Origin of the sequence: uncultured Paraglaciecola sp. (genome assembly GCF_937123705.1) — a bacterium.
Classification (GTDB): Bacteria; Pseudomonadota; Gammaproteobacteria; order Enterobacterales; family Alteromonadaceae; genus Paraglaciecola.
In genome coordinates this window covers 13,653-26,539 of the sequence record NZ_CAKZKO010000038.1, presented here as the reverse complement: position 1 = coordinate 26,539, position 12,887 = coordinate 13,653, and the positions used below count along the sequence as shown (strand labels likewise).

12 protein-coding genes are annotated in these 12,887 nt (G+C 41.0%); 2 read left to right on the top strand and 10 right to left on the bottom strand.

Features of this window, described 5'->3' with window-relative positions:
• Positions 1 to 31 precede the first annotated feature (31 nt).
• Positions 32 to 583 carry a DUF1232 domain-containing protein gene (locus tag Q0688_RS06360; RefSeq protein ID WP_299074269.1) on the top strand — a complete coding sequence of 184 codons (552 nt, stop codon included), beginning with the start codon at positions 32 to 34 and terminating at the stop codon, positions 581 to 583.
• Between the two features lie 68 nt (positions 584 to 651).
• Here the strand turns inward: Q0688_RS06360 and Q0688_RS06355 are convergent, their stop codons facing one another.
• The 7 genes from Q0688_RS06355 to Q0688_RS06325 form a co-directional block, all read right to left on the bottom strand.
• Positions 652 to 1,296 carry a DUF2987 domain-containing protein gene (locus Q0688_RS06355; RefSeq protein ID WP_299074267.1) on the bottom strand — a complete coding sequence of 215 codons (645 nt, stop codon included), beginning with the start codon at positions 1,294 to 1,296 and terminating at the stop codon, positions 652 to 654.
• Positions 1,293 to 2,126: a glucosaminidase domain-containing protein gene (locus Q0688_RS06350; RefSeq protein WP_299074264.1), complete on the bottom strand. Its 834-nt coding sequence runs from the start codon at positions 2,124 to 2,126 to the stop codon at positions 1,293 to 1,295. Before Q0688_RS06350 ends, Q0688_RS06355 begins: the two co-directional genes overlap by 4 nt.
• Positions 2,119 to 2,880 (bottom strand): hypothetical protein, encoded by a 762-nt coding sequence (locus tag Q0688_RS06345; RefSeq protein WP_299074262.1) that lies wholly within the window; start codon positions 2,878 to 2,880, stop codon positions 2,119 to 2,121. The genes Q0688_RS06350 and Q0688_RS06345 overlap by 8 nt, the downstream gene beginning before the upstream one ends.
• 44 nt (positions 2,881 to 2,924) lie before the next feature.
• Positions 2,925 to 3,569 (bottom strand): LysE family translocator, encoded by a 645-nt coding sequence (locus Q0688_RS06340; protein WP_299074260.1) that lies wholly within the window; start codon positions 3,567 to 3,569, stop codon positions 2,925 to 2,927.
• A 176-nt stretch (positions 3,570 to 3,745) separates the two neighbouring features.
• Entirely contained in the window at positions 3,746 to 4,249 is a 504-nt protein-coding gene (locus tag Q0688_RS06335) for an ureidoglycolate lyase (RefSeq protein WP_299074259.1), read from the bottom strand.
• Positions 4,250 to 4,263: 14 nt separating this feature from the next.
• Positions 4,264 to 5,313, bottom strand: coding sequence for an allantoicase (alc, locus tag Q0688_RS06330; RefSeq protein WP_299074258.1), 1,050 nt, complete (start codon positions 5,311 to 5,313; stop codon positions 4,264 to 4,266).
• Complete coding sequence (locus tag Q0688_RS06325; protein ID WP_299074648.1) at positions 5,314 to 6,312, bottom strand: NAD(P)H-quinone oxidoreductase; 999 nt, start codon at positions 6,310 to 6,312, stop codon at positions 5,314 to 5,316.
• Between the two features lie 114 nt (positions 6,313 to 6,426).
• Between Q0688_RS06325 and Q0688_RS06320 the strand changes: the two genes are divergently transcribed.
• Positions 6,427 to 7,614, top strand: coding sequence for a class I SAM-dependent methyltransferase (locus Q0688_RS06320; RefSeq protein WP_299074257.1), 1,188 nt, complete (start codon positions 6,427 to 6,429; stop codon positions 7,612 to 7,614).
• 304 nt (positions 7,615 to 7,918) lie between these two features.
• On the opposite strand, the gene Q0688_RS06315 is transcribed toward Q0688_RS06320, so the two are convergent.
• From Q0688_RS06315 to Q0688_RS06305, 3 genes are all read right to left on the bottom strand, one after another.
• Positions 7,919 to 8,221, bottom strand: coding sequence for a PilZ domain-containing protein (locus Q0688_RS06315; RefSeq protein WP_299074255.1), 303 nt, complete (start codon positions 8,219 to 8,221; stop codon positions 7,919 to 7,921).
• A gap of 81 nt (positions 8,222 to 8,302) precedes the next feature.
• The gene (hrpA, locus tag Q0688_RS06310; protein ID WP_299074253.1) at positions 8,303 to 12,208 is read right to left on the bottom strand and encodes an ATP-dependent RNA helicase HrpA; all 3,906 of its coding nucleotides are present in this window, start codon (positions 12,206 to 12,208) and stop codon (positions 8,303 to 8,305) included.
• Positions 12,209 to 12,328: 120 nt separating this feature from the next.
• Positions 12,329 to 12,748, bottom strand: a complete 420-nt coding sequence (locus Q0688_RS06305) for a CBS domain-containing protein (RefSeq protein WP_299074251.1) — start codon at positions 12,746 to 12,748, stop codon at positions 12,329 to 12,331.
• Between the last annotated feature and the right edge of the window lie 139 nt (positions 12,749 to 12,887).

Here is a 12,887-nt window from a genome sequence, read left to right as displayed (position 1 = left end):
GTTACTTCACATTCAATTAGGATTTCGAGCAATGCCCATTCAAATCAGTTTTGAACTATCTGACAGTGATTTAGATCATTTTCGCACCATGATGAAAGTTGCCATGGAAAAAGCAAGCCAATTTCCACCCGCTGAAGTATTAACCAAAGCCCGCGCAGTGTGCAGTCAAATGGAACAGGCGAATTTACCCGACTTTGTTAAAGTTAGAATGGAGTCCCTTGAGACCCTAATATCAGCCCTTGAAGATCCTGAGTGGCTGATGCCAGAAGATGAAAAAAATGAAATTTTGACCTCCCTAGCATATTTTTCTGAACCCAATGATCTAGTGCCAGATAATATTCCAGGACTAGGATATATAGATGATGCCATTATGATTGAATTGGTTATTCAAGAACTTTCACAAGATTTAACCGCATACAGACAGTTCTGTAGTTATCGCGCCACTGAAGAAAAACGCCGCGGTGCCGAGGCAAGTGTCGATCGTGATAGTTGGTTGGCAAGTAAACGTACCGAGCTTCGCTCTAGCATGCGTCGTAGTCGCAGTACCGGTGGCAGCAGACGTTTGTTTTCAAGAATAATGTAAATTTTACTTTGATGCAGGGTACGCTTCACCCTGCATCTTCTTTTCATATACATAGTTGAATTACAACACTATTTCTCAATAATGGCGGTTATGCGTAACGGTTTGATTGGTAACATAAGTTGGCTGTTTTCCATTAACCACGCCTTACTTAATACTAAGCTGTTCGACTTATCGATAAATGGTTGCAAGCTGTTGGGTAACTCAACATCATGATGAAAATGAAATATCAGTCCTTGTGCTGATGGCATCAGAAAAGATAAAAAGCTTCCCATCTCATCAAAAAACGCGTCATACTGATTAAACAACATTATCAATTCAGCACGGCCATATTGTGTTTTCAAAAATTTAGGTAAGGTTTCTAATTGCACAGACATATCGCACTTATTAGCCTGATCATCTAACTCAATCACCACCTTTGCTTTAGCCATTTTAAGGATTTTGTCTGTGGGCACAGTAAAGCGATTATTTGTCTCGACCGTTAATTTTTGTGTTTGTTTTTGGGTGACAATATCGGCCCTATTGATGTCACAAAGGCGATTTTCAGAGATGTGTTGAAACCCAAAAGCGAATCTTAAAGCATTGGTTTCTGGATCGTTCAGTTTCTTCACATGACTATAAAAACTGGCATACTCTACCTCTAATGTCTCTGCCTTAAGATGGCCATGGCAGCCAAGACAAAAAGCTACTGGCATCATGATATTTATTATCTTCATAAAGGTAATTCCATATACTTTTTATTTACCCTTAACATACTCTGTAATTCATCAATATATTCCTGACCACGTTCAGAATATCGCATTAATCCTTCTGACAAAGCCTTAGCGGTAACGGTTTTATGGTTTTCTCTTAACTGCTTTCTGATTTGTCTTAACTCTTTGTAGGCATCTAAACGGTTGATGTTACGAATATAAGTCATTACCGAATGAGAAAGGTCTCTAAATTTGGCCACTTCGTGTATAGCTTCATCATCACGCTGTTTGGGAACAAACCCGCAGCCAGTTTTAAAACACCAAAGGCCAAAAAAATTATAACCGTCAACAGCAAATCTGGAGGTTCCCCAGCCTGATTCATTCGCTGCCTGAACCAAAATTAGCTGCTCTGGGATTGTATCGATTCTAACAAGCATTTGATTCAATATGTCTTCTATAGAATCACCATCCACTTTATTAAGTTGATACTTCTTCTTTAGTTGCTCATAAACCTTTTGTTGTTTTTTAGTAAAAGGTTGGGGAGATGATGGCGCGTCTAAAAGTTCTTGTTGCAATAGGTACACCATTGCTCGCTCTTTCTCGACAATTCGATTTTGACGTCTAATTTCCGGTAATAGATAACTAAAAAATGCGCGTTTCTTTGCTTCAATGTTGTTGTAGTCACTAAACTTAGGCACCTCATCCTTGCTACCCTCAAGTGGTTCGAGGTATAACCCCTCTAGACTAATAACCCCTTTTTGTTCTGTAGGATGCTCTTGTATAGCGACAATGAACCAAGTTGTGGCAACAGTCACTACAGTAATCATAATTAAACGCGTAATAAATCTAGGCATGAAAAACAGTCTCGTCTGGGTTAGATTGAACTTTTACGATACGTACTTTTACACCAAATAGTTCACGATATAAGATCCCCTTCATATTAATGAAAAAAGGGATGATCCAAATATACGCAAATCCTAAGCTAAACATGCCTAGAAACAAACACAAATAGTACAAAATATAGTAGATAGAAATGGGTAGCCAATACTTGTGAAACACTTGCATCGACTGAAGCACACATTGGCTTGGAGCGAGCTTTTTCTCAACCAGTAACATAATTGCAAACCCTGTTGCCAGATTCACATAAAACAACACCGCTACCCCAAGCACCACACTAATCTGAGATCCAAGCAAGGAACTCACATCTGCTAGAGCTGCGAGTAATAATGCCAGCAAAATCAATAAAACAGAGCCAATTAGATTTTTTAAAATAGTAGAGAATTTTGGTTTTATGCCCACACTGTGGGAGATACCTAATAAAAACATAGTAGCAATGATAGGTGTACTTAAAATAATCCCCGCTAGTTTAAGAGTAAGCATCATATTGGGTGGAATAGTATTCACATCACTGAACCCAAGTTTAGATAGCCCCCAAGCAAACACTATTGCTATAAAAAACAACAGAAGTACACCATGTAAAACGGCTGTCTTAGTGTTTCTCGATAACGACCACGCTTCTGTTGCTATGGTTTTTAAATCTAATTGAGTTTCACCCTTTAAGGATTTTTCAAGGCTTCCACCTTGAATTTTAAACTGTTGTTGATCCACTTTTTTTCCTAATAAAAAGGCACAATATATTCAATTACCGCGCACTATACAGGCATCACCAATTTTATTGCCAATAAAATCAATACCACACCCATTATTCTGTCAAACCAATAGCCATTTTCCCCTATAAAACCTGCCACTTTCTTAGAGCTTAAAAACAAAGACAACACACAAAACCAAATGCCCGTAGCCACGGCTAAATACAGTCCATAGCCAAGTTTAATTAAATCAGGGGTATCGGGGGCAACAGCAACAGCAAATATAGATAAAAAAAACAGTGTGGCTTTTGGGTTTAGTCCATTAGTTAAAAATCCAACGGCAAAAGCTTTACCGTCAGAAATGACTTGTACTGCTTGCTCAGGTTGTAATTCACCAGCCTTGCTAGGCGCAGGGCTTTTAAGAGCCCCCCAACCAATGTACAAAAGATAAGCCGCTGCCACATAACTAAATATTTGAAATAGTAGAGGGGTTGTTTTTATAAGTATGCCAATACCTAACAGCGAATAGGCCACATGGATTAAAATTGCCATTCCAACCCCAATACTGGTGACAATAGCTGCCCTGCGGCCAAAACTAATACTGTGCTTTAAGACAATAGCAAAATCTGGTCCTGGGCTTGCTACTGCTAATAAGTGTACGCTGGCAATGGTGATAAATTCCAACCAATATTGAGATAAGTTATCAAACATTAGATGACAAACTAGCTATTAAAAGGTAATTAAATAGGCGCATAACACTCCGTAATCTGTAACATTTTGTGGTTAATAATAGTATCAATATGCTACCAAAATTAGCCATTAATCATGAGAATATTTTTCGTAAATTGCAAAGCAAAAACCTGCTTTTCTAGAGCAATAACCCGTTATTAAACCTGCGCTATTACTTGTGCACCGTCTAGTTTAACCACATCGCAGTTTTCCCCTGCCCCGCCTCTGTCTACGACAATAAAATCACTCACTTGATGCAAGGCCAAACAGTAATGATGCCAAGTGCCTTTATGATAATTAACTCCTTGATTAGGTGAAGCTAAAAACACTTCAATCTGAGCAGTGTGTAGCTCTCCTTTTGGTGCAACCACCACCAGATATGGTTGCTGCCCCATAGGAATAAACGCTTGGCTAGATAAAGGGTGGCGCTCCATCATTTTGATAGCAATAGGCTGCGCCAGCGGGGTTGAACGAAAAATACTGATAAGGGCTCGGCCACTTTTTTCTGTAACGTCCACAGTGGCAAGATCATGATAACGCTGGGTATAGCCATCGTTAATACTAAAATTGTTCGCTTTGTCACTCACTTCTATTACATCACCAAAGGCGGCAAAACTCTTCTTTGTAAGAGGTTTTGCTCTAATTTGAGTGTTACTCGTCATTGAACCTATCCTTGTTATTTGGTTTTACCAAAAACTCGCATTCTGGAAATTCCCCCATCAGGGAAAATACTTAGCTTAACGTGGGTAAAGGCTGATAATTTATCGGCCATAATTTCGTTGATAAAAAGGTGTTCGCGATGGGCATATAACTTAGTTTTTGGAATGATAGTTTGCCAATCGAGAGACTCATTAACATCGGTAAAATCATCATGGCTGCTATGGATACCTTCAAGGGTAAAAGTATCGGGAAAGTTACCTTTAAAGTGACAAGTATCGATAATAACTTTTTCGATACTGCCAAGCGCAGCGAGTTTAACGATAGACCAATCTGGCCCAGGATCACGACGACGTTTTGTTTCCCAGCCATCACCCATATCCTTGCCCCGTCCTGGCATAATAAGGTTGTTTTTATCACTGAAGAACATATCACTGACTAACAAGGCCTTCGCACCATTTTTAATCGAGGCCAAGTCAATCAACTCGCCCGCTACAAAGTTATTCCAATTGACATCTGCTTCGCCATATACCCTAAACCGCGCTATACCACCATCAGGAAACATATTAAGGCGCACATGGGTCCAAGAATGTGAATTAGAAATTTCGAATATATTCTGACTATGAGCTTGTACTTCTTGCTCGCTAAGCACCGTATGCCAAATTGTATTCTCATTTGGCTGCTCTGCACTAACACATGCTTCAACAGAAACTGTCTGCGGCGCATTGCCCCTAAAATAGTTAGTATCTATATCAAAGCCATGGATAACACCACTGATCCCAAGACGAATAATACACCAATCAAATTCGCGGCCATTATCACGACCATAGCTACGGCGTGATTCCCAGCCATCCATCCACTTGCCACGCTCGGTATATTTATCATCGATAAATATACCCCGGCCAGGCTTCAATAAGTTTTCCATCTCTGCAAAAAAATCATCGCTGCAAGATAGGGTTTCACCGCCTACTCGTTCGCTGCACAGATCCACAAAATAAGTTTTTAGTTTCAATTCTAACTCGGCTTGCTTTCCAGTCAGTTTATTTTGCACTTGGGTATTTTCAATCATTTAAGGTTTCCTAGATGGCCAAGCACCAATTAACTTGCCCATAGTGTTGTTATTTTCAATACGTTGATGGGCTTGTCCCATATCATTTGCTGTATATTCGGTATCAATATTGGGGAATAGTTTACCACTATCAAAATCAGCTAAACATGTTTGCCTAAATTCTTTTATTAATTGGGCTTTATATTGATCACTGCGGTTTCTTAATGTTGAGCCTTTTACTGTGGCCCGTTTACTTAAAATCATCGCCATATCAAGTTTATCTGCATACCTTCCGGCTAACATCGCCAAATACAATAAATTGCCATCCATATTTAACAGTTGTAAGTTGCGATTAAGATAATCTCCGGCAACAAAATCAACAATCAAATCACAACCTTGCCAATGCTTAGAAATCTCGATGGCAAAGTCCTGCTCCTGATAATTAACGGCCAAATCGGCCCCTAACTGTTTACATAAGTCGAGCTTTGACTGATTGGACGCGGTAACGGCGACTTTACAGCCATGTCGCTTGGCCAATTGAATAGCGGCCAAACCTACCCCACTCGCGCCAGCGTGGATCAGTACTTGTTGTGCGGGCTGTAACTTATTTTCAATAAATAGTGCTTGGTAAGCGGTAAGAAAACACTCAGCTATGCCCGCCGCCTTGGTGATGCTCATATTTTTCGGCACCGCCATTAAATGTTCAATATTCACGGCCACATACTCGGCGTAACCGCCACCGGCGACTAACCCAAACACCTTATCATTAAGGATAAAGTTTGAATGACTTGTTTGCTGTGAATGAATTTGTACAATTTCACCGCTTGCTTCTAAGCCTAGAATATCGCTTTCGCCCTTAGGCGCTGGATATTTCCCTTGTCTTTGCAAAGTATCCGCACGATTAACACCAAAGCCCGCAACCTTTAGCAATACTTGACCTGGTGCAAGTTCAGGGATGTCAGCATAATTTACCTTTAATGCGCTAGGTGCGCATCCTTCCACATGTTTTACAAACTGCATTTGACTCATATTTGCCCCTTTCGTAACCCAAAACCACTTATGAAGGCTGAAATTCTGTTTAGCAAAACGTTACCCTCGTGTACAATTGCTGCAAATTTTTAGCAAAGTTATCCTATGTCATCCAGCGTCATTTTACAGCCCGGCCGCGAAAAGTCTCTATTACGTAAACATCCTTGGATATTTTCCCGAGGAATTGAAAAAACCATCGGCAGAACCAAACTAGGAGACACAGTTGATGTGCTCTCCCATGATGGGGTGTTTTTAGGCCGAGGAGCTTGGTCTCCCGAGTCGCAAATTCAAGTGCGGATCTGGACATTTGAAGAAAACGAAAGTATCGACAACGGCTTTTTTCAAAGACGCATCGCTACAGCCCAAGCATCAAGGGAAGATTTAATTGCGCGGCACGGCCTCACCGGATATCGCCTTATTGCCGCAGAGTCCGACGGGTTACCCGGTGTCACCATAGACAAATACGCAGATGTGTTGGTTTGCCAGTTGCTGTCAGCAGGCGCAGAAAGACACCGTGACAAAATAGTCTGGGCCTTAAAAAAGCAATTTCCTGAGTGTTCAATATATGAGCGCAGCGATGTCGCTATCCGTAAGAAGGAAGGATTAGAGCCCATCACCCAAGTATTACACGGTGAGGTGCCTGATGAAGTAGTGATTGAAGAAAATGGTATTAAAATTATAGTCAACGTCAAGGCCGGCCACAAAACCGGCTTTTATCTGGATCAAAGAGATAATCGTGCCATAGCCGCAAAATATGCGAAAGACAAAAACTTACTAAACTGTTTTTGTTATACCGGCACCTTTGGTAGTTACGCCTTAGCCAGTGGCGCTAAATCGGTCACCAGTTTAGATGTCTCAGACTTGGCACTGGCAACAGCCAAAAGAAACGTTGAGATCAACCAATTGGATACCAGCAAGTGTGAGTTTATCAACGGCGATGTATTCCAAGCATTGCGAGATTATAAACAACAAGGTAAAAGTTTTGATGAAATCATTCTTGACCCACCTAAATTTGTGGAATCAAAATCGTCGTTAGTTAGGGCTTGTCGCGGCTATAAAGACATCAATATGTTAGCCATGCAAATTATGGAGCCTGGGGGTATTTTGTGTACCTTTAGTTGTTCGGGCCTACTGTCAGCTGAATTATTTCAAAAAGTAGTGGCAGATGCCGCCCTTGATGCTGGAAGAAACGTACAATTTATTGAAAGACTTGGCCAAGCCGCCGATCATCCCGTTGCTAGTAACTATCCCGAAGGGTTTTACCTAAAAGGTTTAGTATGCCGCGTGTTATAGATTTTTTGTTTCGGACATGAATAACCTCGCCGCGTTACCTGTCTTCATTCCCAATTGTCAGTGCGGTGCACCTAACGTTATCACTCCCGTCTTCCCCGCAAGTTTTTAGCTGGGAACCAGTGACTTTAGAAGGTGACAAAATTTGATTTACCAAACAAACCAATAGATCCCCGATAAAAGCAATTTGGGGATGAACTCTTGCTTAGAAAATGGCACATAAAATTCAAAGATGCCTCCTTAAACTTTGGAGGCACTATTATAAAAATGAGAGTTTAAAACATTATCTAATAATGACCACGCGTGGTTATTTCATTTCGAGTATTTCAACACCCACAATACAGGAGTTATCGTCTATAGCATCACAGCGTACTACTCTAGTATCGGCGGTTAATGATGGGATTTGCGAATTGGTTGATTCGATATAAACGTTGATCATAGTGCCCATTTCCACTGAACTTTCTTCTAGTTCCAATGACATTCCTGTGGCGCTTATGTCTTTACATACTGCTTGCAGGCTACGCGTCGACTCGTCGTCTACCATTTTTAGTTCACATACAGAATTAACCATCATTCGAAAAAAATTGCGTTTGTCATCATAACCTATCATTCGAAACTCCATGCTGTTTAAAATCTACCTTGTAGTTTATATGGTGGTGGGAAAACAAAGTCAACGAAAATTAATCAAGCCTTAAATAGAATCCAAATGATTCATTATGCGTTTAACCGAAATTGGTGTGGCAGTGCCTAATTGTTGAGCAAATAATGACACATGAAGTTCATGCAACAACCAAGGTACTTCTTGTAGTTCTGCTGGTATAGGTTGATTTGCCTGAATTTTATTGCGCTTTGCTTGATAAGCTTTTTCGACTTTTTCTAAACTCAGTTGATGTAGCTTATCTTTTGTAGGATCGATGGCAACTTTTTCAAGCCGTTTCGCAATAGCCGTAATATAACGCTGCCAATCCGCCAACTTATGTGCGCCTAGATCGGCTACAAATCCTTTGTACACCAATGAGTCCAGCTGTGCTTTGATATGTCCATGAGCATAAATAAGGTTCAATGGCACATTACCTTTCATTTTCTTTTTGATCTCATGAGCCACGGTTAGCCCCGCTTCTACTTGCTGGGCAATACTCAATACGCTGGGGTTAATTTCTTGCCTAACCCAGTCACAACACGCTTCAAAATGGGCTTTATCACGAATGTCTCCGTTATTATTTTGACAATATTGCGATATAAGCTGATCGACGCCTGCATCAATACAATCATCTATGAGCGCCTTGATTTGTCCAAAGGGATTAAAATACAGCCCAAGTTTGGCTTTATTTGGGAGTTTATCCTGCAAATATTTAACAGGTGAAGGGATCCCCAAAATAACCAAGCGCCGCAATCCAGTTTTATGGGCATTTTCGGCGATATGTACCTGTTCAAACAACTTAACCGCTACGGTTTTTCCTTGATCCACTAACGCCGGATAGGCCTTGATTTCATAGCCTCCGGTTTTATTGATGAACTCGGTAGGCAAGGTGTCCATATCCCAAGTTAATAACTCGGTTTTTTCTACTTCAGGTGTGGCAACTGAGGCAAGGTTTTGTTTAACTTTACCACTTAGCTGTTGCTGTAATGCTAGCAAGTCTCGCCCCTGCGCAATTACCTTGGTATCTTGATCTAACACTTTGATATTAAAAACTAAATGTTGCGGCAGTTTATCGAGTTGCCAATCTGACTCTTCAAGTAATATACCCGTCATACGCTTTAACTTTAACGACAAGGCACTTAAAAACCTTATAGCATTACCTTGTTTATCCGTTTGCGGCATATCTGACAAACACGCATCGGCATAATTAGGTGCAGGCACAAAATTTCGTCTTTGGGATTTGGGTAAGGCTTTGATTAAAGACACAATAAGCTCGTGGCGTAAACCTGGAATAAGCCAATCTAACCCAAGAGTCGTCACCTGGTTTAGTAAAGGTAAAGGCACCATCAAGCTTACGCCGTCGTCTGGCTCTTTTGGATCAAAGTGATAATCCAATCCTAAAGTCAAATTGTTTTGGCTAAAGGTTTCAGGAAATGAGTGGCCGTCTATATGCTGGGTATCTTTCTTAAGTAACGCCTTGGGATCGAAATTGAGAATGCTCGAGTCGTCGGCTGACTGTTTTTTCCACCACTTTTTAAAGCTGGCTTCTGAGCAAACATAATCAGGCATTTTACTAGCATAAAAGTCGACTAAGGTACCTTCATCTACTAACAGATCGCGTCGACGGCTTTTATCTTCTAAATTTTCAATGTTTTCAATCAGTGCTTGATTAACTGACAAAAATTCATAGTTTAATTTTGTTTGCATGTTTACCAGTGCTTCGCGGATAAAAATATCTCTGCTTACAACTGAGTCAATCTGGCTGTAGTTTTTACGCCTTTGGCTGACTAAAACCAGCCCGTACAAAGTCACTTTTTCGAACGCTTGCACCACACCTTGCTTTTTAGACCAGTGTGGTTCGGAATACTCTGTTTTGGTTAAGTGCTGGGCTAATGGCTCAATCCACTGAGGTTCAATTTTTGCCGCCACTCGCCCAAATAAGTGGGCTGTTTCCACCAGTTCAGCCACCATAGTCCACTTAGGTTGGGATTTCGCTAGACCTGACCCCGGAAAAATTTTAAAGCGGCTATTGCGCGCCCCTAAGTATTCGCGATCGCTATCTTTATTGCCTATATGTGATAGCAACCCTGAGGCAATGGCTTGGTGAATAGGTTGATACTCGGCCTGCTGCGAAGAGATCCCAAAACCCAATTCCGCTACCGACTTTTTAAGTTGGCTAACAATATCTTGCCACTCTCGCATCCGCATAAAATTAATAAAATGTTTCTTACACCAATTGCGTAATTGACTCGAAGATAAGGCTTGTTGCTGGGCTTTAAAAATTTGCCATAATTGAAAATAGCCTAAAAAATCAGACTCTTTATTGATAAAATCTTCATGTTTTAAATCGGCTTGTTGTTTCTTGTCTTGAGGCCGCTCTTTGGGATCTTGAATACTTAAACCCGCAGCAATGATCAGCACTTCGCTTAAACAATTTTGTTTAGCGGCTTCAATCACCATACGTGCATAACGGGGATCAATAGGTAATCTTGAGAGTTGCCGCCCTTGCTGGGTTAACCCTTGACGACCAAGTTGACTATCAATCGCGCCTAACTCTTCGAGTAACTTAAAACCATCGTTAATACTGCGTGAGTCTGGTGGTTGCACAAAAGGAAAGTCATCAACCTTACCCAGTCCCAACGACATCATCTGTAAAATGACCGAGGCCAAGTTAGTACGCAGTATTTCAGGATCGGTAAATACATCTCTGGCTAAATAATCCTCTTCTGAATACAAACGAATACAAATACCGTTGGAAACACGACCACAGCGCCCTGCCCTTTGATTGGCAGACGCTTGGGATATGGCTTCAATAGGCAAACGCTGCACTTTACTACGCACACTGTAACGAGAAATACGCGCCGTGCCTGGGTCAATCACGTATTTAATGCCAGGCACTGTTAACGAGGTTTCGGCCACATTAGTAGCCAGCACAATGCGCCGACCAGAATGCGATGCAAACACCTTATTCTGTTCACTGTTACTCAATCGCGAATATAAAGGCAACACCTCTGTGTGGCGATAATGCTGCTTATTTAGAGCATCAGCGGTATCGCGTATTTCTCGCTCTCCGCTTAAAAACACTAATATGTCCCCTGGTGCTTCAGACATTAGCTCGTTGACCGCTTCGATTATGCCTTGAGTTTGATCGTAATCACTGCTTTGTATTTCTCGGTAGCGCATCTCTACAGGGTAAGTACGACCACTCACTTCAATCACAGGCGCATCATTAAAGTGCTTGGAAAAACGTTGTGGATCAATGGTTGCTGAGGTAATGATAAGCTTGAGTTCGGGACGCCTTGGTAATAGCTGTTTAAGGTAACCCAAAATAAAGTCAATATTTAGACTGCGTTCATGAGCCTCATCTATGATGATGGTATCGTATTGACTCAAAAACTTATCTTGTTGAATTTCGGCCAATAAAATACCGTCCGTCATCAATTTGATATAGGTATTATCAGATACTTGATCTGAAAAGCGTATTTTAAAGCCAACCTGATGTCCCAACGGACTTTTTAACTCCTCGGCTATACGATTTGCCACAGTGCGAGCCGCTAAACGCCTGGGTTGAGTATGCCCAATTAGTCCACCAATGCCCCTGCCTAATTGCAAACAGATTTTAGGGATTTGCGTAGTTTTACCCGACCCAGTCTCACCCGCAATGATCACCACTTGATGATTAGCAATTGCTTCGGCTATTTCTTCTTTACGTTCAGATATCGGAAGAGCAGGAAAATCAAGGTCTGGAACTTGCGCTTGCCGAATAGCATATAGGCTGGCTGATTGTTCAATATCTCGCTGTAACTTAGCTAAATAATCCGCTTTTTTCTGCTCGGAAATGTTCGAAAATTTACGCAGTCGAGATTTCAACCTAAATTTGTCTTTCGACAAACAACAGGCAATATCGGTGAATAATTCTTTTAGGGTTTTGACTGGATTAGACTGTACTGAAGACAAAAAAGGGCTGCTCGATTAGATCAATAAAACGAACCGATGATCCTAGAAGATGAATCGAGCAAATACCAGTAATTTTACGCAACAATTAGCAGTTTATAACACTCAAAAAGAGTGATTAGACTAACTCGCGCTTTTGTAACCGTCATGAAGTTGCACGTCTAAGGCATGCAACAACGCCGAGCGATTAATGGTACCTAGTAAATATCCATCGTCATCTACTACAGGGTAAACTTTTGGCTTATCTAACGTCATTTGTTGCGCCAATTCAATAATTGATAAATAGGGTTTAATCGCCAGCACCCCAGTTCTCATAATATCGTTAACCAGTGCCACTTGCTCTTGGTAGTAACTCGACTCAATCATTTGCACAAGACAATCTTGCTCAGATAAGAAACCAATGACCTTATTATCGGTATTGACTACTGGACCACCAATTTGTTTGGCCTCTAGTAATCGTTCAACTGCTTCCGCTACCGGCATATTGCTAGTAAAGGTTACTGGACGGGCATTCATATAATCACATACTTTGAGAGATTCCACTGTAACTCCTTGGTTTTCTGATAATTATAATTCTCTATCAACAAACTAAAGATAGACTTAACTCACCACAAAACCTAGTTATTTTCGCTCAAATCCGTCCAAATAGTGAAAAAGCCTGATTTACCGGTCACTTTTAAAT